The sequence below is a fragment of the Dissulfuribacter thermophilus genome, assembly GCF_001687335.1.
Lineage (GTDB): Bacteria > Desulfobacterota > Dissulfuribacteria > Dissulfuribacterales > Dissulfuribacteraceae > Dissulfuribacter > Dissulfuribacter thermophilus.
In genome coordinates, this window is sequence record NZ_MAGO01000008.1 from 113,923 (window position 1) to 135,961 (window position 22,039).

Sequence of the window (22,039 nt, forward strand, 5' to 3'; positions counted from 1 at the left end):
CACTCATGAATCTTTCAATTAGGCTCGTTCCAGGACTCTTTAGGATACTGCCCTATCCTGATGCAAGCGAATTTTGGTCCTTTGTAAAATCTTGGATTGTTCAGCCTAAGACACAGTTAGATGCCAATTCCTTTACTACCAAGTTTTCATCTGCCCAAGAACTCCTAGTATCTTTGGAGGGCTTGAGCACCGCCCTTAGGAAGACACAATTTGTACCAACAGCGGTCCCAGTGATTCCACTTCAAATGGTGGCCCATGAGGGTGCCGAACCAGAAAAGAGTTGCTGGCAGATTGCACCGCCAGGTTATCTACTGGTCAAGGCCAATGATAGTTTCCCTAAAAAAGAGCCTTGGTTATACAACTATTGCGTTGTAAATGCGGCTCATCAGTTCCCCATCAACAACCTTTATTTTCCATATCGTCTAATATACCTGGTAGGCCCATATAAAAATGAATGTTTTTTCTGTGGAAGTAGATATCATAAGACCCAAAATTGTAGCGCCTTTTTCAATGGTCTAGGAAATGGCCAAATAATACTTGAAAAATTCTGTAAATACTCACCCACTATTTGGAAAAATATAATAAAAGGAGAAAATAAAAACCTCTCCTTCCTAGAAGGTCTTTACTCGATTCTTGAAGACTTGAGATACCCTTTTAGGCCGGCATTCGCCATTAAAGTCTTTGGCTCCCAAAGACCAGATACCCTTTCCAATAATCAATTGGCCATTGAAGAGCTATCAGGCCATATAAAAAAACTTTTTGATGCTATAGCCTCAGGAGACCTGGAGACATTACATTTGCTATTGGATGAAAAGGCGCCGGATCAGCCTGAAATCTTAGTAGACATTTTAAAGGGACTTACAAGACTATATGAAGGAGAGGTCGAGGAGGCATTCGAGGCATTTCAGAGGGCAGAAGCCATCTCAAAAGTCCCTAATCAAAGGGCCTATAGCGCCCTACTTCAAAGTAGGCTTCAATTGATACTTGGGGCCCTGGATAGGGCCAGATCCTCCATAAACAGGGCCAAGGCCACTTTACCCAAAGACAAATTGATTCAATACTGGGACGCCATAATTTTCAGCATAGAAAGAAATCATAGAGGGGCAAAAAATGCCATATTCTCTCTTGCTCAAGATAACCACTGGCTTGTAAATCTTATTTGTGAACCACTAATCATTGGAAATGCATCCCAAGTAGAAGACAAATTTCGGCAGAAACTAAATGACCTTGAGACCCAAGTTGACCAGGATGTGATTTCATTGGAAACATTGATTTCGCAGACAAAGAGGGCATTTCCAAAGGCAAATTTCAATCATATCTTGGTAAAATTTAGAGACATTAACGGACGCATACCAGAAATGGGCATTGTGGGCCTTCAACAGGCCCATAATGAACTAATGGCACTGTGGAACCAGCTGTATGATGAAGTAAACAAGAATTATAAAATCCTCTACAACAGACTGGTCAAGGCACGAAAACGAATGATATTCTGCCTCAAAAAGATACCATCGACTCCCAAACTCAATCCTTTGAGAAATAAGTGCCTGAACGAGCTAGAAGACCTGACTAAAAAGATAAAAGAGCTGCGCAATATAAAAAAATGCAAGAGATGGAAGACCTAGAGTCGCTGGTCTCTAACTGGGAAAATAAAATCGATAACCTGATCAGCGAGGTAGACAATCTCCTGTTAAAGGAATTCCAATCGGCATTAATTAAAAAATATTGTGGTATTGGGATTGCCATCACAGTATCTACATGGATTTTATTCTATATATTTCATATCGTTAGGGACTTTTTACAATAGAGTTCGAGATTTGTGTCCCTATAAAGACTACCACTTCGAATGACACCACTATTCCTGCAAATCGCCTCAAAAAACAGTCTTCGAGTCTTTTCAAATCTTCTTTTAAAAAGAATGAATCCTTTTTTCGGCAAGAAGGATTTACCCCTGAGCGTTTGAGATTTCTAAGCAGTTCTAAAATATTCTTATAGGCCCTGATAAACGTAATCTTCTCACAGACCAAAGGCCTAAACACGCCTGTCAAAAGGGCTTCCACTTCCTGAAAGCTCCTAAATTTGGATGCGACTGTGCTCTCCCCCCTTGTAAGCTCAAGACATTGATTTAATTGCCTTAAAGATCCATTGGTAAAAATGGTACATGCAAACACCCCATCTTGTGTCAACAACCCCTTAATGCCTTGAAGAGTGGACTCGATATCTTCAAGCCAATGGAGAACACTATTGGAAAATATGAGATCAAATCGCTCTTTTCCAAGTACGCTTGGAACATGCTCGATATCCATCCTAAGAAATCTGACCTGCTGTACCTTTTTTTCTATTTGAGCCCTTGCCTGTAAGAGCATTTCATGAGAAAGGTCAACACAGGTAACCTCAGCCATATCAAAGGCGTCTACTAAAAGACTTGTCAATTGCCCGCTACCGCATCCAAGATCGAGAAGCCGCTTTTTCCCTTCTCGTCTTTCCATAACGGGGAAAAGGTCTGAAATAAGTCTTAGCCCAACCTCTGTCTGTACATATGAGGAGGAAGAATACGTCTTAGAGGCCCTGGAAAATGACCTTTCAATCGCCTTTTTCAAACTGCTCCAACTCCTTTAAACCCAAATTATGCACTGCGAAAGAGGGCAAAAATGAATTTTGTTTTTATATCAAGCAGTTGTTCTATTGATAGCACTTGCTTTACATTCACCTTTTTGGTGAAACAATTTTCAGTTTTTTTGCCCTCTTTCGTAGCCCTATACACTGTCTGTACAGGGCAGGCCCTGCGGGATTGGCGATTTTGCCCAATCTGCTTTGTTGCTCAGGGCTCGAAGTACCTAAGTACGTCTTCACCCTTCGCGCCTCGCATCTTGGGCAAACTCGCCAATTGCATAATTTGGGTTAAAACATCTTTACACAAAAAAGGTAAATGCCCACATCCTTCAACAAACATGTATTTCACCCTAGATGTGACCTTGGGTATATCCTCAATGGGTGCAATTCTATCTAGTGTTCCGTGGACCAGTGTAGTCCTTAGGCCCTCAGGGACCGAGATCTCTTCAACGGGATTATTCTCTAGGAAATCAAGGCCCTCCAAAAGCTCTTTCTTTGTAAAAGATTCTATATAATTCCTCTCAAGCCCATCTTTGAATCTCCTATATAGGGATTCTTGCCCCTTAAAGCAATCCCTATAAAAAAGCCTCAGCCCAAGCCTTTTATCCCTCTCTACCGCTGCCTTCATATTCCCAATTTCCTTTGAGGGGAAACCCCTTCTAAGGGAGATCAACCACAGGCTTTCCAATGAGCACGGTGTCAAAGATGGTGCATGGCCATGAGACCTTAAACCCTGTTGGGCCAGGTGAGCGATCTTCAGTGCCAAAATGGCCCCAAGAGACCAACCCATAAGATGAATCTTTTTGCCAGACCTTCTGAGTCCTAAGAGCGTTTCAACATATGCTTCAATGGAAATCTCCCAAGCGCACCCCTTTGGATATAGTATTGGTAAGCCCTTTGAACCCAATCCTTGTTGCTCTCCATCATGTAAAACCTCACAATTGTCACCAGATGAAAGAAAAATGGGGCGAAGGAGATGTGGAGTGCCACAATCACTTGGGGCAAGTTCAAAAATAGAGCCCTTGAATCCCCACCCTGGTATAAAAAAAATGACTGATTTAAAGCACCTGTTCACGGGGCTAAATTTCCTAAAAATTTTTCTTCCTTTAACTCAAAACTCAACACTCAAAACTCAACACTTCCAAAGCTCTTTTCCTTCAACTCAAAACTCAAAACTCAACACTCAAAACTTTTAAAACTGCTCAACACTCAAAACTCAACACTTTTAAAAAAGGTTTCTTCCTTTAACTCAAAACTCAACACTCAAAACTCAACACTTCTCAAGGCGTCCTTCAGTCTGGAAAGTGTCTCCTTTGAATGAACAGACGACAGCGAGATCCGTAACCTCGAAGTACCTTTTGGCACTGTTGGCGGCCTAATTGCCCTCAGATAGATTCCATGATCTCTGAGAGCATTCTGTGCCCTTAATGTAGTTTCATTTTCTCCAACTATTACAGGTACGATCTGGGCCTGGCCAGGTGTCGTAAACCCAAGGTCATTTTTCACGAATTCTCTAAGATCCTCTGAAAGCTCACTGAGCCTTTTCCGCCTGTCATCCAGGCCTTTCATAAACCTTAAGGCCTCGAGATTCCATGCAACTACTGGGATAGGAAGAGCTGTAGAAAAAATAAAGCTCCTTGCCTTGTTGACTAATAATTCCCTAATCACCTTGGATGTAAGGCAAAATGCCCCGTATCCTCCTAGGGCCTTTCCAAAGGTCCCGACAATTATGTCCACAGCCTCTCTAGTCCTATCCTCTATGGCTCCCCTTCCCTCTTTTCCCAATACCCCTATTGCATGGGCCTCGTCCACGACGAGGATAAAATCATACCTTTTTTTGAGCTCGATTATATCCTCTATTGGGGCCAGATCCCCATCCATGCTATAGAGGCTTTCTATTACAACCACGTTCCTCTTACCTGTTTGGGACTTTTCCCTTAGTAATCTTTCCAGGTGGTCAGGATCATTATGCCTGAACCTAAAAAAATGAGAGCCACTCAAAAGCACTCCATCTATGATGCTGGCATGGCACAGTCTATCCATGAAAAAAATGGTTTTCTTCTTCTGTGAGAGGGCCGTCATGACCCCTAGATTGGCGAGATAGCCGGTTCCAAATACGAGGGAGGCCTCTTTACCAATAGATTCACTTAGTTCATATTCAAGCTGTTCAAAAAGGGAATTTGCCCCTCCAAGGAGCCTACTGCCACCGCTACCCATTCCAACAGTCTCAAAGACAGAGCCTATCTTCTGCTTTAGAAATGGGTCCTGGCTTAGTCCCAGATAGTCATTTGATGAAAAATCGAGAAAGCGACGCCCATTTATTAGAATTTCCGGTCCCTTACGATACTCAAAGGGTTCTACCTTCCTTAGCCCCTGGTACGCCGCTATTTTATTTAATTCATCTTCAAACACCTTTAGTCTGTCTTGTCGCTGGTCTGTCTTTTATATTCGCAACTAGCTGGGATACCTGAAGTCCCAGTGAAACACACTCTTTTCCATACATGCAGTCCTGGGCCTCTTGATCCTCCAGGTAAGTATCAAGTTTTTTCCCATCTTTTTCAAGATGAACTACCCAGGCCTTTTTCTCCCTGTTATATTCGACATCTACGTTGATCTCACACTCACCGATCTCAGGATAAATTTCCTGAATCTTTTTACAAAGTTGCTGGTGATCCATAAAAATGCCTCCCTTTTTCTTTTCATGCTATATGAAAAAGGGAGGGAATGTCAAACTATTATCCCAGATTATGCACTTCAAATGCCTGAGAAAAAGATTTTTTCTGAATAATTCAATAGTTATCTGCATCTTTTTTTAGTTGGTGCCTTCACCTAAAGGGTGAAGCTTTATCAGTCAGTTAAATCTCAGGCATTTGAAGCCGCAAGGAGCTCGCAATTTTACCGAGGTCTCTTTTTTGTCAGGCACTTGAAGTACCAAAGTACTCTCTGCGTGCCCTCCGCCTTGTATCTTCGGCAAACTTGCGAGCTCCATAATCTGGTATTATCCAGCACTATGAGGTCTCATGGCCTTTGGAACTATCATTACGAATCTCGACATGGCGTCATCGAGGAGTTCCTGTACCTTTTCAGCCTCATCTTCCTGGAAGTTCTTTTTCAGTTCCTCTATATAAATTCCCAAGAGCTCCTCAATGTCTTTGAGGCCTTCCTCAGTCAATTTATTGATGAAGACATTGGCGCCCTTTGCCAGCCTTCTTTCAATTGACTTCTTGGTAAAGTTGTATTCAGGATACAGGCACTGATAAATCACTCCGCCTGTCATACCAGCACACATCCATGGGCCAGGGTCTCCGAGCACAACTGCACGTCCACCTGTCATATATTCAAAGGCAAAGCCCTTTAGATGGGCATGGGTTGCAATATTGCCCTTCGTATCGTCTACAGGCCTCGTAATCCTTCCACCGAATATTACATCAGCCCCAGACATCCTCACACATGCCCTGGAGTCTGAATAGTTCTGCACAATCAATGTGCCTTTAATGGCACCATAGGCAAAACTCTTTCCAGTGGAACCATCTACCCTTTGCCCAAGGATATTTCTCCCTTTTAATACGCAAAGAAGTCCTCCGAAGCTACCCTTGGAGGCCCCATCCTGAGCACCACCATTGATTACGGCTTTTATGTTCTCAATATTAAAGGCACAAAGACCGTTTCCTGGAACAGATGTATTCAGCCTCAAGAAGGCGTGTTTGTCAGATTCAAGGCCGTATTCTCGCACAATAGCGCCTGCCAGATAGGTCCCAACTGCCCTATCAGTACTGCAGACCCCTTCATCAGAGTAAAACACCTGTTTTTCACCTGCCTTAAAGCGTTCCATGGCAATATCTGAAATGAGGCGAGTGAGGTAGTTTAATGGTCTCCTTACGAGCTTTGTTCCCTCTGGGTCTTCCTTCAGACCTTCAAAGGCAGGTTTTTTCAGTACTCCTGAGGCATCCACATATGATTCGAACCTGTATTGTTCAAGGAGTTCTGTATGGCCAACGATGTCACGGATGGACCTTACGCCCATATCTGCCAGGATGGATTTGACTCCTTCCCCAATGGCAGTCAACAGGCGGGCAAGGTTTTCTGCCTCATCCTCCACCTTTCTCGGTGCAAATCCCTTTACACCTCTTTGCTCAGCATCCTCTTTAGATCTCAACTGAGTGGAGATACCCCTTGGGCAGCGGTCCAGGTGACACCTGTGGCAACTTATACATCCAACGCCCATCAGAGCCACAGTACCCATGGAGACCCTATCTGCCCCCATTATGATCATCTTCACCACATCCATGGGGCTTCTCAGACCGCCATCTACCCAGATCTCCACTGCGTCTCTTAGGCCGGCCTCTACAAGGGACCTGTGGGCCTCATTTACCCCGACCTCAATGGGCATTCCCACATATTTTTTGGCGTGTTCCCTTGCAGCACCAGTACCACCTTCAAAACCAGACAGATCCACAATATCTGCCCCGGCCTTTGCAATACCAACTGCAATGGTACCCACGCCTGTTGTTACTGGGATCTTTACAGAGACCTTTGCATTGGGATTTGCTGTCTTGAGCTCAGTAATGATCTGTGCAAGGTCTTCAATGGAGTAAATATCATGCTGATTTGACGGCGAAATAAGCGTAATCCCAGGTTTACAGTGTCTGGCCTTTGCCACCATTGGCGACACCTTTGTCCCAGGGAGGTGTCCGCCTTCCCCTGGCTTTGCTCCCTGACCAATCTTGATCTCCAGGTAATCAGTGGAGTTGAGTAACCCCATATATACGCCAAAACGTCCAGAGGCGATCTGCTGACAGCGGTTTTTCCTGTATTTACCCAGCATATCTGGGATTTCGCCGCCTTCTCCGTTTATACATATGATATTGGCCCTAAGAGCTGCCTCGGCATATGACCTGAAGGAATTCTCACCCTGAGAACCAAAACTCATTGCAGCTATAACGAGAGGCATTGAATGATCGCCAATAGAGATATCCACATCTTTTAGGCTGAGTCGTTTTTCTTCTGGAGCAAGGCGCGGCCTGAGAACATGCCTTATACCCACAGGATGCTCTTCTTCTATCTTGCCGAGTTCTTCCAAAAGGTCTTTGAATCCCCTCTTTCCAACTGCGACATTCCTCAGAATTCGTCCGACCTTTGAATTCCTGTTGGGCTCTTTATAGAGTGGTTGTTCTTCTTCCTGATGGAAACGCTCATAACGCTTCGCTGCAATCTCTTTTAGGGTATCGAATCCAACGCCACTTTTTTCAGATTCGCAGAAGTTTGGCACCTGGAAAATCTCTCGAAGCTCCTTCTTAAGGCCAATGGAACCAAAGATTCGGCCATAGCCGCAGAGTTCATGGATACCCATGGTGCTCATGACCTTTTCGATACCCTTTTGGAACACATCCATGGTGTTCCTTATTGTGGTTTCAGAATCAGTTTGGTCATTGGCAAGGCCAGCCACTACCCTCCACAACATGTATGGGTTCAGGGCATCTGCACCCAACCCCAGCAAGAACATGATGTCATGGAGATTCCGGATGGCGCCTGAGCGTACGACAATACTCGTGTTTCGCTTGAGTTCTGATTCTTCAAACCTCTTAATGAGTCCTGCCACCATAAGGCCAGGATCAATATAAGAACGGTTGTCTTTGAATGCGTTTTTATCATCCACTATAAGGAGTACTGCGCCTTGGCGTACCTTGTCTTCTGCCTCGTCTAAGCGTGCGTTCAAAGTTGACGCAAGGTCATCGTCAAGGTCAAATGTCGCATCTATCACGTGGACCCTTGATGAATCCAGCTCTCCACCAGTGAAAAACTCCACCACATCTTCAAAAAGGGCGGTTCCAAACTCTTCTGCAATCTTTCTCTGAGAGGCTATGTCGCAATTTATGCGGTCATCTCCACCGAGAAGAAGCGGATTCTTCAGTTCAAGGCCAATGGCAGGAGGAGTGGCAGTACCGTTTTTGTCTGGCCTGCTTCCAAGTATGCACCTTGTGGTAAAGTGCTCTGCCTCTCTTTCCCTGTCGATGGCAGGGTTGGTAACCACTGCCACATTTTCCTTGAAGTACTCTGAACAATTGGGCAGGGACTCTGGCACAAGTACTGGGTATGTCTCCTGATGCCCCATGGAGCCGATTATGTCCCTTCCCTCTAGGGCGACCCTCTTTCTAAGGTCCATGTCAAAGTGGTGCCATCCAAAGGCGGCAAGCTCATTGTTCCGTGGCAGAGATTGGTCGGCAGTACCAGAAGAGCTTGTGTCTGCAGAGGTCTCTTTAGCGCTGCTTGCGCTCTTCGGGCTCCCAGAGTGGAAAAATTTAATGACTTCTCTAAGCCCTTGTTTGCTCTTAAAGAGTTTGAGGAGTCGTTCTTGGATCGCAGGATAATCCAACACCTCGGCCCTCTGCCCTGGAGTGGACAAGATGGCAATCTTTTCACCAGGGGCTAGTGGCCTGGGGTCATTCAAGGTATGACTAATATTTACAACTCCCTTCTCAGAAGAGAGGACATAGTCATAATCACTCTCTATGAACCAGAGGGGTCTTAAGCCAAGGGCATCAACGCTGCCCATGCAAACATTTCCAAATCTAGCGACAACTGCGGCAGGTCCCTGAGCCGAACATGGGAAAAACCACCTGAGGAACTTATAGACATCCTGGAGATCTTCTGGATATTGCTCAACTTCTGAGTGAATCGCCGGAAAGACCATTTCCAGGGCCTCGAGTGGGTCAAAATCATACATATTGATCAAGCCCTCTATGATCCTGTTCAAGTCTTGGGAATCACTTCCGCCGGGCACTGGCTCAATGCCCATGGTCTTTCCTGTACTGCGGAGACGCTCAATAGTGTTGATTTCTCCGTTATGTCCAAGCACAGAAAATGGCTGGGCACGTTCCACAGTAGGAAGTGTATTGGTGGAATAACGGCTGTGGCCCAATGCGATCATGGACTTGTTGTCTTCGTCTAAGATTTCCGGATAAACACGAGGAAGGAGCTGTGGCATGCCCCTTAACTTATACACAACAGAATCCGTGCTCAGGGAAGCAATGTGTAAGTCAGGAAGCTCTCTTTCAATTGCCATGTGCAACTTGAAGAGGCTTTTCTGACATGCCCTGTGATCCAACTCATTGGGCAACAGGCCTGCAACCTGGAAGAAGATCGGGGCCTCTTCCCTTGCCCTCGGCCCAAGTTCTTCAAGCTTTTGCTCACCTATTCTGGCAATTAAGACCTCAGCGCCACTTTCCTTTATAACGGATTCGATCTTTGACCTTATGGTCTCCTCATCCTTCTTCATTCCATGGGTTATCAAAAAGTGGCCAACGAAAAAGTTGGGACTATAGGCAACGTGAGAGCTAATGCCCTTTTCTTCCAGACGCTTAGCCCAGATGACTCTTGGGATGTCTGTCAATATACCGCAACCATCCCCTTCGCCATTGATGTCTCCGGACCTGTGTCCCATCTTTTTCAATGCATCGATAGTCTTGACAATGTTGGCATGGGTGGACCTACCTCTTTTGTCCACAATAGCCACTATAGCGCATGCATCCCGTTCCCTTTGGAATCTTCTATCCATTTTAAAAGACCCCTCATCTCAGTTTTTTTTATAGGTAGCCGTGCAAGATAAACTCAAAGAGGCTTTATGCCAAGAGCTATTTTGTACAACAAATTGCGTACAAAACAAGTCAAGAAAGCGAATTGCCTCTATGCAAGACCTGTAGTAAATTCAAAAATTATGAAATTTCAAGTCGTACTAGGAGACATCACTGAGCTCAAAGTATATGCCATAGTTAACGCCGCAAACCAGACCCTCCTTGGAGGAGGCGGAGTGGACGGCGCAATACATAGGGCAGCAGGCCCTGAGCTACTTAAAGAGTGTAGACGCATTTATTTCAATTCTTCCCAGGCCGAAACTCGTTTGCTTGCCTGCATTCACCTCTTGAACATAGCGTAAGATTGGTAAAAACTCGGCTATTTCTCCCTCATAAACCACACTACCCACAGGCCCGCCTATGGTCATCCAGCGTCTCTGCCTGTAGCTAAATCTGGGTAGATCCTGCCACTTAAGTTCTTCCTTAACTGTCCTTACGTGCTGTGCCCTTTCAACAAGGCCCTTGTAATCGAGTTTCGGTTCTTGCCCGTAATAAGCCGCTTCAAGAGAGGATATCCTCCTCAATGCACTCCTAATCAATATATGAAACGGGACATTCCTAGTGTATTTGCCATTTGCCTTTACCCGGAAAGGGGTCATGAATCTCACCTCGATTTGCATCTTATCCGCTCCAACCTCGTGAGTATCAGAAAGGCAAAGTTGCTTGATATTGGAAGCCCTCTTTAGTTCTCCATCACGCCAATCAAACAACGCCTCCCCATCGCTGGTGCAAATGGTCTCGAGCCTAAACCTTCCCAGACCACTCTTTAATCCCTTGCCTATTCCAAACTCTCCAGCCTTTATCAGGCTATAGGCAACGTGGGGGAGATATTCGTCTGCCTTGCCTATTAAGGTAATAGAAAAAACAAAGCTATCGTCTTTCCTTGTATTTTTAGGTGGTGGAAAAGGAGGTTCAAATACAAAAGGATGGGGCCTGGCATTTACAGGCCCTCTTCCAGGCAGTTCCTTTATTATGTCAGACTCAAAAATATATCCATAGGCGCATCCATTAAAAATAGGGCAATTGGGGCAAGACTTTGTCCTCAGTACGCAAGAGACACGCCTTAATTCCCTGCCGAGGGCACCTCTAAGAACAGAACCCCAAAAAAATGGAATTTCTGCCTCTGTTTGCCATCTGCAATTGAATGTGTATTTATTAAAAAGAAGCATAAACCGCCCACCTCCAATCGACGGTGAACCATATTTATGGCGCTTTTATATTTGTGTCAATGCCCTAAAACAATGCTGAAACATTTCTAGAAGTCTGCCAGATCAAATCGACAAAAATGTAAATTTGTAAATAAGAATAATTGTTTAAAGCACAAAAAGGGCAGGAGAAAAATTATCTGTGTATAGGCATTGACCAAGAGGCAAGTTGGGTGTAGTAAAACCCACTAATTATAAAGCTGGTGAACGGGCTCAAAGCTTAAAAAAACAATATGTGAATATTTTGTCAAACCCTAAAAGATTTTGGCAGTTAATGTAAAGATAAAGCCTTACAGGCAATTATAGGATTTTAGTGCAATATAATAATGGGATATTTGAGTTGTTGAAAGAAATAATTTTTAAAATATATAAAGGACTAAAAAACATTTGAGTACTGTATTTACAACAATAATGAATATCTCTATCAATATATTTTATAATTGAAGCACAAATATAAAAAAATGGCAAAATATCATCTGTTAAAAGAACAACTATTTTGCATACAACTAAGCAATCATACACTATAAAACAGATAACGGAGAGGATGTGATACTATGTTAGCCACAATAAATTTTTGGATGTCAAAATTTTATACTCTTGACCTGGTAGGACTGATTCTCTATTTCTCAGGATTGTTCGGCTACAGATTCTTTTTGGCCTGCATGCTCAGACGTCATCCTGACAGGCTCTTTCTGGGGAAGCTTCAGGCCTATCGTAATGCCTGGATTGCCACGCTTTCAGGGGGCAAAGACTGCATCGTTGTAGTCCAGACCCTGAGAAATACCATCATGTCCGCATCCTTCCTAGCCTCTACATCTATCGTGCTCATCATGGGAGCCTTTAATCTAGTGCCTCATCTTAATACCCTAGAAAGAGTGATAAATATCATAGACATATTCGGTTCCCCAGATCCAGACCTGCAGGTGATGAAGATACTGATAATGATCATAATACTTTCTTACTCATTCTTAAACTTTACATGGTACATAAGGGAGGCCAATTATCTTGGATTCATGCTCAACGTTCCAAAGGATAAACTTGATAAGATAGAAGGCGGAGATTCGACTGCCACTCTCTCCAAGCTGTTCCTTACTGCTGGCATCAACTTCTCTTTAGGCATGCGGGGATATTATTTTCTGATTCCCCTTTTCATGTGGTTATTCAGTCCTGTGCTGATGATCATTGCCATTATTGTCATTCTCTTCGTACTGATAAGACGCGATCTTGGAAAAGACAGGATCGTGACAGTAAAAGTTTAGGAATACTCGGCATCCTATTCCCTCTATATCTTTAGAGAACGGCCTTTTCCAAGGTCGTTCTCTTCTCTCTCCTAGTTAAAGGCGCTCTAATTTCTCTTCTCCATGGTCCTTAAAAATCTCATTCAATTCACATCTTAAAGCGATTTGTCTCAATCTCCGCAAACGGATCGTGTCATTGAGACCACACAGAGAAACGAAGTGTCAGATGGGACATTCCCGGATTGTCACAATTACTATATGAATGGACATCTAGTTGATTTGATAAATAAAGGGCTGTGCTCCAAACAGAACATGGCCTCATTTTTCCGCCATTTTTCGCTTGGCCGACCTACACGGCATCCATGCCGTGAAGGTCGGTGAGTGCATCCATGCACTCACCCTCAGCCCATTCAGGGCTTCGGGCCTTTTTGCTCCAAATGGCGGATTCGGCCAAATTGTCTCTTATTGGAGCACAGCCCTATTCGGCCTACGCTACCTGTTAGTCTTGTCTTAAAGGACTTTGCGACACGGGTAACACCTGTGTTTGACAAAAGACGGAAATGCTCTCAGTCCTATTCGGCTGCATTCATGAATCTCAATCCCCTCAAACGGGTCCATTCATTCAGACTAATGGTAATAGTCACAAAAAAAGGGCTTTCACGATATGTCTCAATCCCCTCAAACGGGTCCATTCATTCAGACTTTTTGTTGACTTAAAAATCAAGATAAAAGGAGAGAAGTCTCAATCCCCTCAAACGGGTCCATTCATTCAGACAAAATAGCAAAGCAATTTCATGACGACGGTCTTTGTTGTCTCAATCCCCTCAAACGGGTCCATTCATTCAGACATAGAAATGATGACTATCGCACAAAAAATTTTAATGGTCTCAATCCCCTCAAACGGGTCCATTCATTCAGACTTAAATACTCCTGGTCTAGTTCAGACCAGTTATGATGTCTCAATCCCCTCAAACGGGTCCATTCATTCAGACGGACCCGTGCGAGGGGAATGAAAAACAGGAGGTAGACAGTCTCAATCCCCTCAAACGGGTCCATTCATTCAGACCTTTTATCTTGATTGATTCAGTTGATCTTTTTCGGCTCGTCTCAATCCCCTCAAACGGGTCCATTCATTCAGACTCTTATCCTTTATAGTTCCATAATTTCAGGATGTTGCAATGCCTTTTTTGCCCACCTCCCATTTTTTAGAAAATTGACCCTAAAAATTGGCTATTTTTAGGCTTCTGAAAAAGAATAACCTTTTGAATTTACTATTTATTTTTCACATTTCCTATCTACACTAAATATTAGTACCTTAATATTAGATTCAACCCATTGAAATTACAAAGAAAAATCAGAAAACAGCATCAAAATAGCCCGTGAACATTCGACATAGGTAAAAATAAAAGAATATTTAATAAAATCAGAGAAAAATAAAGAAAAACAAAAATATTTCACCCGAAAAATGAAAAAAGACTAAATTTAATCCATATCCTGAATTTGAATTTCGGTGCAAAAAAATCAGCCCAATTAAACTTTGGCACTTAAGCTGTTCTACTTTTAGAAAAAGTTGAACTTAAAAAAACAATCCAGACTTATATTAAACACGGGCCTTACCCATAACACCAAGACCTTCAAAATAAAACAACAGGCAGTGTGGCCCGGATAGGGCTGTGCTCCAAATCATTTCTATTTGGAACATAGCCCTTTATTTATTAAAGCCACCAGGATGGCCATTCATATATAAATGACGACAAAGTGGCGATGCTCCACGACTGTTTGTATAATCTCTCTCTAGCTCATCTATATTTCTGATTGAGAGTGTCTGCTGCCCATGTTAAGGCCTTTAAAGACTCATTTGTGAGATGAACTCTAAACCTCGCTCCAAAATTATTCCTGTCCTGATATGTTCCAATTAATTTATATTCTTCCCCATCTTTTTTGACAAAAAATCCAATTCCCTTTATTGACTTCTGCTTAGAATAGGGAAGCGAATTTGCTGTTACTATCCATGAATTCTCACGCCATACCTTTTCAACAAACTCTTTAAATCCTATAGGATAATAGTCATCTCTAAATGTGGGCCTTTTTCTGGCTGTAGCATCAACAAGATTAACAGGTTTAGGATTTCGAATGCGAAAACCCGTTAAATATATCTGCCCTATTGCATTCAACTCATAGAGCTTTTGTCCATCAACTAAAATCTCATTCAACAAAACCCTTAGCTTTTCGTCAATTTTCCCCAACTCATCTGAGCCGTATACTTGACCACGCTCAAAATCTGTCAGAATATCAGCATGATAAGCAAGAACTTCGTCATCAAACGATATTGGCAAAGGAGGGAAATCTATAATTTCTGAAAAATATTCATGTTTGTAAAACACTGGAATATTAAGTACTTGACCAATAATTACAGCAATTGCAATCTGTGCCTTATACCCCCCTGTGGCATCAATGGCTACATATTCTGGACCACCAACACGTTGAATATATTCGCCAATTTTACGAACAAGATTTCTTAAGCCATGAATTTTAAAATCCTTTGGACGTTCATCCTGAAGCTCATCTACCACAACATATTCTATATTACGTAGCGAGAAATCTTTTCTCAATTCATAATACTTTTGCAAAAACTTACCTGTATTTCTGCCATTGTCTGTATCCGAGACCAAAAAAAACAGATTTTCAAGAGATAACCAGTTCTTACTTTTTGCTTCCTCAATTGTGTTGATTTCAGCGCCACATATCCTTTCAGTAGGGGAAATCTCTAAAAATTCCTTGGCTAGCAACTCCCAATTTTTCTTTTCAAACGCTTCTTTAATTTTAGGCCAATTAGGTGGGACCTTAGAACTATCTATTGAGAGACGCGCCAAATTGCCTTCAAACAAACTCGTTCCAACTGTACAAATCAAGGTCGTCCTTCTCACGCTATTTAAAACCCTCCATCCTTTATTCTTATTTGCTTCAATCCCCTCGAACGGATCCAGTAATTCAGACGAAGAGGAAAATAGTATCTCATTATAATTCCAATTATTTTCCCCGTGAAAATACCTAGTTGGGTAATGCACCTAATATAACAGACAGAAGGTAGAAGCAAGACCTCCATGTACCAAAGCCAGCGGCCCTACATTCTATCTCTCTTCAGCTTCTGCCTTCTCCCTTCTACCTTCTTCTTATTTCTATTTTTCGTCATGATAGCTTATAAAATTACTAGAAAACCTAATCAGCCGATGGCATGGAGCCCATGTTCTTCAAAATGCATAAAGATAGAATCGACTGTGTTGGACTTTTTCAAATGGCTAGGAAGTTACTATCGTCAGGAGGTTCGCCCTGGCCTGAAACTTCTACCTCAGAAATACACCCTTTGCACAGCCTATAATATCTTACGGTATCTGTTGCCTCGTCTATTACCTTCTCAAGTTCGGCCTTGAGCTTTAGGAACTGCTTCTCTGTGAGTTCAGGACATTCGAAGACGGACTTTTGCACCCTTATACAGTGCCCCTTTAGTTTTTTTACCACTCGATAGCGTTTTTTATCGTCGCTTACGTCAAAACACACCACAAAAAACATAGTATTTAGCTATCTCAAAAACCAATATCCGGTTTTTCCAGATACCGTTTAAAATCCCTTACCCTTTCATGTATGGCCCACCTCAATTTAAGGGACGAAGCCCCCTTTTTAATCGAGCTGTTCATCTTCTTTTCATGGGCATGAACAAGTGTTTTCAACAAGGAAGGAGTCATTTCGATGGGGCGCTCTCTTTTCCCTGTCTTTATAAAATCATCCACAGACACGGCCTTCCTATTTATAAGGGTTAGGACGAAGGATTCGGCCAGGCCACGCCACTCCTCAACAAGGTCGCAGGCAAGGGATGGTCTGCCGTGTAAAGGTTCGTGAAGGGCGCCTAGATAGGGATCGAGGCCACTTGCCTGAATTGCACTGAGCACCTCGTTTGTAAAAAGGGTGTAGACAAAACTCAGTAGGGCATTCACCGGGTCAAGAGGAGGGTGCTTGTTCCGTCCATTGAACTCAAATGCGGAATTCTTTATTAGAAGCCCATATGCATCATAAAAAATCCTAGAGGCCCCTCCTTCTATCCCCCTTACTGCCTCAATGTCGTCAGCCAAGGCAAGCCTTTTACTCATGGCATTGAGTCGAAGGCACATCACCCTAACTGACTCTTCCCTCTGTTTGTATGAACGCTTGAGCAAAAAGGCAATTTGGTTCTCAATCTTTTTTGCTACTATGAGACGAGCAGTATCGAGTCTAAAATCCTCATCGAATAGTCGTTTGTACTGAAGTTGTCTGAGCCGTACATGGCCTTTTCCATCAGGCAGAAGCCGTGCCCTGAACCTGCCTGTCTGGGTCAAAAACACTGTATCCACGCCCTTTTCTATGAGAAAATCAAGGACTGCCCCGCTCATGGTCGCCCTACCCAACAGTGTGAGCCTTTCAAGCCCTGCAACAGGTATCTCTTTGACCACCTCTTTTTCTCTCATTATCCTCAAGGTCTCTCCGCTCAACCTTAAATATGTCCCAGGCTCAAGGATGTATATGGCTTCCATTTGTCGTACAGGATTTAGGTATAGGGATTATTCAGAGATATCGCTCCAGGACCTCGATTGCGGTCTTGAGGTTTACTATTGCATCTCTTAGGTCCTCTATGCGCTCACTTTTAGGCCCCTTATTCATCTGATCCCAGTCAGAGATGTGGAGAAGCGGGTGGGCGTACTGCCCATTTTTTAAACTAAACGTGCAATCAAGCCCTCCCTCTCCAAGCCCATAGAGTGAATGGATTCGCTTGCATCCAAGAGGGGTCCACCTTAGCCTCGAGACCTCAAAATCCAAGAGGTGTCGATTGTAACCACTGCTCTTCGAAAGGATCGTGTGCAGGCACAACCTCCCCTTTGGCAGGTGCCCGATCGTGCCTATGAGTATCTTGCGTTCACGCTCACTGAGCTCACCGCCAGACATAGCCTCTTTAACAATCCTTGAAATCACCCTGCACCCTGCCTCGAGTTCCATAAGCTCAGGAAAACCATCCATCACTGTCTTTAATGCTGGATGTACCACCACCTTTGCACTATCAAAGGTGGTGGAAAGGGAATCAATTAGGTCTGCCTCATTGAATTTAAAAGATTGGAGCAAGGCGAACTGGCGGTCTTGGTCCTTTGCTCCTGCAGATAGAAAAAAGGAGCGCTTGCCCGTACCCCTGTGGATGCCAAGAGGAAGTTTTACAAGGTTTCCAAGGCCTTTTCCAGTGAGCCTGTCCTGTTTTGGAAAGACTTCAAGTTCAAAAAATTCTAGTCCCTTGGCACATTCATTCACGATGGCCAAGAGGACCTTGCGCATGGATGAAGCGCTCACTGGGTTATCCACTGGATACCAAAGGTGATACCCCTTTCCGCCACTAAACTCCACAATGCAGCTTAGGCCATAGTCTGAGGACACCTGATTCAAACGCCTGAGCAGGAATCCAGCCTCTTTTTTTACTGCCCGCATCTCATCTTTTTTTACTTTTTTTCCCCTGTAGTCCTTTCTGAGATCTATGTCTATGACGCCGAGTTTCACTGTGTTGTCTTGGCGCATGAGATATATGCCATAGGTGGCCTTGCCATTTACATGGTCACTTACATCCTCGATGGTCATGGGTCTTCGTTCCGGGACATATCCTGTACGCCCCTCTTTTCTATCTACCCACTGTCTGGCAAAGACGTCCTGTCTGCCTGAAAATATTTCGAGGTAGCGCCTGAGGTCTTCATTACGCTTCCTTACCTGGAAAAAAGGCTCCAATTCATCAGGATCATTCTGTTCTTTTTCAAAAGATATATGGCTGGAATGGGATGCCTGGAGGTCCTGGCTCTCTGGCTCAATAACCTCCCCTTCAAGGGAAATCTCCTTTCCCTTTGTTTCTGCCCAGAAGTAATCCTTCACACACCTTTTGGCCTTGGCCAAAATACTAAGGGCCTCTTTTTGCTTGCCAAGCAATATTAAGGCGTCGATATGGTCCTTCCAGGCGCGTACTGACTCTGGAAAACGTTCATGCATGTAGTCAAGGAGTTCCAGGGCGTCAGCTACCTTCTCAACTTCAAAACACGCATTTACTACGAACATAAGCTCATCTTCACTAAGGCTATCCTTAGAGGAAATAAGTTCTTCCAGGATCTCTCCACACTTTTCCACATCCCTGAGGAGTGCCCTGTTTTGTCTTAACTGTGACAGGAGAAATTCCTTCTCGAGGACGGTGGCTGCTTGGGGTCTCTCTTGGCCTCTTTCCACTGGCGCAGACTCATGCCTCATGGCTTACACCATCCTTTAACAAGAAGTCATTGTGTCTCTGTCTCATCTTCTGATACGTCTTTGAAAATCCGGGTATTTTGTCTGCGTCCTGCTTCAATCCCTCCATTAGGTGGAGTGCCCGTTCGTGCTCCCCTTTATTAAACATGGCAATAGCAATGAGAAAGTCCGCCTCCTTCAGGGGATTTCCGTATGTATTCCTGTAGAATTGGGCTGCCTTTTTTGCACTCAGTATGGCTGCATCAAAATGTCCGAGACTGCATTCTATCCTCGAAAGTCTTAACAGGGTCTTGTGTCTTGAGCGATTGTCCCTCTCCAGGGCCTTATTGAGTACTGAGATTGCATCCTCCTTCTTTCCCATAAAAACCAGTGCCTCAGCCTCTCTCCAGCGCACATAAGGACGCCTCTTTTTTTCTGGTATTGCCTTCAAGACCTTGAGGGCACTGGCTGGCTCCTTCAATCTGCTGAGGCAGGCAGCCTTGAGTTCCAACACATAGTCTGGCACATAGCCACCGAGGTTTTTAGCATCTGCCTCTGAAGCCCGAATGGCAACCTCCAGGTGTTTGATTGCATCCTCATACTTTAGAAGCTGAAAAAGGACCTTTGCCATGCCAAAGTGCTTAAAGATAGGAGAAACAAAGTCCGTATCCCTGTCTTCGTTTAACATCTGGGCCATGACCTCATGGGCCTTACGCGGCCTCGAGTCCTTTAAGAGACATGATCCAAGGTGATAGAGGGCCCTTATGTATTTGGGCCTTTCCTGATGCCTCGTCTTCTTTTCTTCTCTTGAAAGACAACGCCAGTTTGCTACTGCCTTTTGAAGGAGAGGTATGGCCTTTCTTGGCTTATCTTCGATCTCCTTGAAGACCATTCCATCCCGATAAAAAGGTGTAACCCTCCCGGGAGAAAGCTGCTGACACCTCTTAAAATGGGTATGGGCAAGCTCAATTAACTGTTGTTTTTCCGCAGGCTTTAAGAGAAGTTGCCTATTTTTATTTCTATAAAGGGCATCGTAGGATGCATAGGCAATTCCGTAATGAACCATATAATCCTCTGGCTCAGCCCTAAGAGCACTCTTTAGCACTCCTATTGCCTCCATGTGTCTTCCTGCGTTTACAAGGGCAAACGACAGGGACTTTCTTATGGCTATGTCCAGACCAGATTCCACAATGGCCGGATACTTTTCTTCTAGGGGATGGCACAAAGCCACTATTGCATCCCAACGACACTCACGTTCGAGTTCCTTTATTTCAGAAAGCAACCTGTTGGCCTGAGGCGCTATTTCATGCTCTACGTCGAGGCCAAGTACGTCCCCTTCATCCAGAGAATATTGGGCACTAGAAACATCCTTTTCATTGTGATCCTTATCTTCTGGAACAGAATCTGGGGGTAAAACCGTCTCGGAGCGAAAGGCTGGGCCAGTACCGGATTCCCCTGTTTCCACCATTTGTGCGGTATTTTTTTCTGGAGCGTGCATGACTCCCTCCCATACCCGTTGAGGAAGAAGAACTTAAACTGTGTCTTAGTATGGGAGGTAACAGAATCAGCGAAATTTTGAAGAAGCTGAAACATTTCGGCCTAAATCAGAACATTTTATCCCCTTTAGGGGGTGCAGGATTTAGGTTGGAATTGGCCTCTCTCAATCCCCTCGAACGGGTCCAGTCATGGAAATCTAAATATACCCTTTGAGGTTGGGAAGGGATATTTCGCCTTTCCTCTTTATCCTCACTAATTGGATAAAACCCATGCCTACCTCACATATAGAAGCCGTCTCGACACTGTGTCGGGGTAAGTTCAGCCCATGTGTGTCCCACTATCCCGCCCTCAGCCTACATATCCAAAAGGCATCTAATGTGGTGACCCCCTTTCCGAAAGCTAGTGTAGTTGCAATTATATTATGGCTGAGTTATTTCTCTATAAGAGGCTCTTTATAAGAACTCGTCATTATGGACTTCATCAGAATAATTTCCATCATTATCCGCCTTATGGCAATGGGCTCATCAATCATCATCCTCCGCCGTCTGAGGGATTGGCGCATGGGATTTCTGACCTTTTTATTGGGACTGATGACCCTTCGCCAGGTCATTACCCTACTGCAGGAAAGGTCTTCATGGACCATTTCCATTTCAGAGGGCAGTCTGGAACACCTTCCAGCCTTGTTGGTCAGTATCACTGCCTTTCTAGCCGTCTTCTTCCTGAAACAATTCCTCATCGAGCAAAGACAGAGAGAGGAGCTAATCCGGGAAAAGGAGACAATGATTCGTTCTCTTATTGACCATGCCCCCTGCAGCATCTGGGTTGCCAATCCCACAGGAACGGTGGAATACGCCAATAAAGAGGCGTTGAAACTTTTTGGCGTAACATCCATCGATCAAATAGCCAGGCAAGGCAATATTTTTGATAACTCATTTAAAGCAAAGATGCCGTGCCTCGATGATGTCGAATACGCCTATTCAGGCGATATCATTCGCTGTCTCGGCACTGTGAAACTAATACCGGCTAAAAACAGAGAATCCGAGGAAATTGTCCACCTTGAGACCACCATCTTCTCGGTTCCGCCAGGCGGTGGCCCCACAGCGGACATTGTGGTGATCCAGAAAGATATCACCAAGTTAGTAAACCATATACAACGTATTAAGCAGCTTGAGAGTATCCTGAGAGTCATATCTAACATCAACCAGCTTATAGTCAGGAATCCGGATCGTGACAGGCTATTGGAGGAGACCTGCAGGACCATAGGCGAGATATGGAATGATGGACTGGTATGGATTGATCTGCTCCATGAGGAAGGAGGGCCTCGTCTGATTATGGCGCAGGCAGGTTCCCAAAAGATGGATACGAATCTTTTGAAAACATTAACAAATGAACTGAAGACGGCCGGAGGCCCAATTGACACGGCCTTAAGGACTGGAATGCCGACGATTATAAGGGACGCCCCTGAGACTCCATTTGGGTCACGGTGGACGGAGACCGCCAGGCTCGGATTTAACACCGTTGTTGCCATTGTGATTTCTCACCGGCAGAGGAGATTTGGGACAATCAACATATTGCTCAAGGC

General features: G+C 44.2%; 16 protein-coding genes, 1 pseudogene and 1 CRISPR repeat array. Of the genes and pseudogenes, 5 read left to right on the forward strand and 12 right to left on the reverse strand.

Features of this window, described 5'->3' with window-relative positions; all coding sequences use genetic code 11:
• The first annotated feature begins 5 nt into the window (after positions 1-5).
• Together DBT_RS08270 and DBT_RS08275 are read left to right on the forward strand one after the other, a co-directional pair.
• Complete coding sequence (locus tag DBT_RS08270) at positions 6-1,622, forward strand: hypothetical protein (protein ID WP_067619054.1); 1,617 nt, start codon at positions 6-8, stop codon at positions 1,620-1,622.
• On the forward strand, positions 1,601-1,804 hold the full coding sequence (locus DBT_RS08275; protein ID WP_067619057.1) for a hypothetical protein: 204 nt from the start codon (positions 1,601-1,603) through the stop codon (positions 1,802-1,804). The genes DBT_RS08270 and DBT_RS08275 overlap by 22 nt, the downstream gene beginning before the upstream one ends.
• Here DBT_RS08275 and DBT_RS08280 read toward each other — a convergent pair.
• From DBT_RS08280 to DBT_RS08300, 5 genes are all read right to left on the reverse strand, one after another.
• The gene (locus DBT_RS08280; protein WP_067619059.1) at positions 1,785-2,597 is read right to left on the reverse strand and encodes an L-histidine N(alpha)-methyltransferase; all 813 of its coding nucleotides are present in this window, start codon (positions 2,595-2,597) and stop codon (positions 1,785-1,787) included. The two genes, DBT_RS08275 and DBT_RS08280, sit on opposite strands and share 20 nt — an antisense overlap.
• A gap of 221 nt (positions 2,598-2,818) precedes the next feature.
• The gene (locus tag DBT_RS08285; protein WP_067619062.1) at positions 2,819-3,685 is read right to left on the reverse strand and encodes an alpha/beta fold hydrolase; all 867 of its coding nucleotides are present in this window, start codon (positions 3,683-3,685) and stop codon (positions 2,819-2,821) included.
• Positions 3,686-3,873: 188 nt separating this feature from the next.
• Complete coding sequence (locus DBT_RS08290) at positions 3,874-5,022, reverse strand: aminotransferase class I/II-fold pyridoxal phosphate-dependent enzyme (RefSeq protein WP_067619064.1); 1,149 nt, start codon at positions 5,020-5,022, stop codon at positions 3,874-3,876.
• Positions 5,015-5,287, reverse strand: a complete 273-nt coding sequence (locus tag DBT_RS08295; protein ID WP_067619068.1) for a hypothetical protein — start codon at positions 5,285-5,287, stop codon at positions 5,015-5,017. Before DBT_RS08295 ends, DBT_RS08290 begins: the two co-directional genes overlap by 8 nt.
• Before the next feature lie 321 nt (positions 5,288-5,608).
• Positions 5,609-10,165, reverse strand: coding sequence for a glutamate synthase-related protein (locus tag DBT_RS08300; protein WP_067619071.1), 4,557 nt, complete (start codon positions 10,163-10,165; stop codon positions 5,609-5,611).
• A 159-nt stretch (positions 10,166-10,324) separates the two neighbouring features.
• Between DBT_RS08300 and DBT_RS12880 the strand changes: the two are divergent.
• Positions 10,325-10,477 (forward strand): annotated as a pseudogene (locus DBT_RS12880) (macro domain-containing protein); the annotation flags it as partial.
• Here the strand turns inward: DBT_RS12880 and cas6 are convergent.
• Positions 10,454-11,410: a CRISPR system precrRNA processing endoribonuclease RAMP protein Cas6 gene (cas6, locus tag DBT_RS12725; protein ID WP_067619075.1), complete on the reverse strand. Its 957-nt coding sequence runs from the start codon at positions 11,408-11,410 to the stop codon at positions 10,454-10,456. The pseudogene DBT_RS12880 and the gene cas6 overlap by 24 nt on opposite strands.
• A gap of 614 nt (positions 11,411-12,024) precedes the next feature.
• On the opposite strand from cas6, the gene DBT_RS08310 reads away from it, so the two are divergent.
• Entirely contained in the window at positions 12,025-12,705 is a 681-nt protein-coding gene (locus tag DBT_RS08310; RefSeq protein WP_161939942.1) for a DUF599 domain-containing protein, read from the forward strand.
• A gap of 571 nt (positions 12,706-13,276) precedes the next feature.
• A CRISPR array of direct repeats spans positions 13,277-13,824; the repeat unit is 36 nt; unit sequence GTCTCAATCCCCTCAAACGGGTCCATTCATTCAGAC.
• A gap of 659 nt (positions 13,825-14,483) precedes the next feature.
• On the opposite strand, the gene DBT_RS08315 is transcribed toward DBT_RS08310, so the two are convergent.
• From DBT_RS08315 to DBT_RS12225, 6 genes are all read right to left on the reverse strand, one after another.
• Complete coding sequence (locus DBT_RS08315; RefSeq protein WP_161939943.1) at positions 14,484-15,596, reverse strand: putative CRISPR-associated protein; 1,113 nt, start codon at positions 15,594-15,596, stop codon at positions 14,484-14,486.
• 379 nt (positions 15,597-15,975) lie between these two features.
• Positions 15,976-16,254, reverse strand: coding sequence for a CRISPR-associated endonuclease Cas2 (cas2, locus tag DBT_RS08320; protein ID WP_067619082.1), 279 nt, complete (start codon positions 16,252-16,254; stop codon positions 15,976-15,978).
• 14 nt (positions 16,255-16,268) lie between these two features.
• On the reverse strand, positions 16,269-17,249 hold the full coding sequence (gene cas1, locus DBT_RS08325; RefSeq protein WP_067619087.1) for a CRISPR-associated endonuclease Cas1: 981 nt from the start codon (positions 17,247-17,249) through the stop codon (positions 16,269-16,271).
• Between the two features lie 31 nt (positions 17,250-17,280).
• Entirely contained in the window at positions 17,281-18,984 is a 1,704-nt protein-coding gene (locus DBT_RS08330) for a CRISPR-associated primase-polymerase type A1 (protein WP_083186717.1), read from the reverse strand.
• Complete coding sequence (locus DBT_RS08335) at positions 18,974-20,458, reverse strand: tetratricopeptide repeat protein (RefSeq protein WP_067619091.1); 1,485 nt, start codon at positions 20,456-20,458, stop codon at positions 18,974-18,976. The genes DBT_RS08330 and DBT_RS08335 overlap by 11 nt, the downstream gene beginning before the upstream one ends.
• A 429-nt stretch (positions 20,459-20,887) precedes the next feature.
• Positions 20,888-21,193 carry a hypothetical protein gene (locus tag DBT_RS12225; RefSeq protein WP_161939944.1) on the reverse strand — a complete coding sequence of 102 codons (306 nt, stop codon included), beginning with the start codon at positions 21,191-21,193 and terminating at the stop codon, positions 20,888-20,890.
• A 43-nt stretch (positions 21,194-21,236) separates the two neighbouring features.
• Between DBT_RS12225 and DBT_RS08340 the strand changes: the two genes are divergently transcribed.
• The coding region (locus DBT_RS08340) for a PAS domain-containing protein (protein ID WP_161939945.1) at positions 21,237-22,039 on the forward strand (803 nt) is incomplete at its 3' end.

What these genes read in the sequence shown, in the direction of transcription:
- DBT_RS08270 (WP_067619054.1), top strand. Translation starts at nt 6, where the DNA reads ATGAATCTTTCAATTAGGCTCGTTCCAGGACTCTTTAGGATACTGCCC.
- DBT_RS08275 (WP_067619057.1), top strand. Translation starts at nt 1,601, where the DNA reads ATGCAAGAGATGGAAGACCTAGAGTCGCTGGTCTCTAACTGGGAAAAT.
- DBT_RS08295 (WP_067619068.1), bottom strand. Translation starts at nt 5,287, where the DNA reads ATGGATCACCAGCAACTTTGTAAAAAGATTCAGGAAATTTATCCTGAG.
- DBT_RS08300 (WP_067619071.1), bottom strand. Translation starts at nt 10,165, where the DNA reads ATGGATAGAAGATTCCAAAGGGAACGGGATGCATGCGCTATAGTGGCT.
- cas6 (WP_067619075.1), bottom strand. Translation starts at nt 11,410, where the DNA reads ATGCTTCTTTTTAATAAATACACATTCAATTGCAGATGGCAAACAGAG.
- DBT_RS08310 (WP_161939942.1), top strand. Translation starts at nt 12,025, where the DNA reads ATGTCAAAATTTTATACTCTTGACCTGGTAGGACTGATTCTCTATTTC.
- cas2 (WP_067619082.1), bottom strand. Translation starts at nt 16,254, where the DNA reads ATGTTTTTTGTGGTGTGTTTTGACGTAAGCGACGATAAAAAACGCTAT.
- cas1 (WP_067619087.1), bottom strand. Translation starts at nt 17,249, where the DNA reads ATGGAAGCCATATACATCCTTGAGCCTGGGACATATTTAAGGTTGAGC.
- DBT_RS08330 (WP_083186717.1), bottom strand. Translation starts at nt 18,984, where the DNA reads ATGAGGCATGAGTCTGCGCCAGTGGAAAGAGGCCAAGAGAGACCCCAA.
- DBT_RS08335 (WP_067619091.1), bottom strand. Translation starts at nt 20,458, where the DNA reads ATGCACGCTCCAGAAAAAAATACCGCACAAATGGTGGAAACAGGGGAA.
- DBT_RS12225 (WP_161939944.1), bottom strand. Translation starts at nt 21,193, where the DNA reads ATGAGGAATTGTTTCAGGAAGAAGACGGCTAGAAAGGCAGTGATACTG.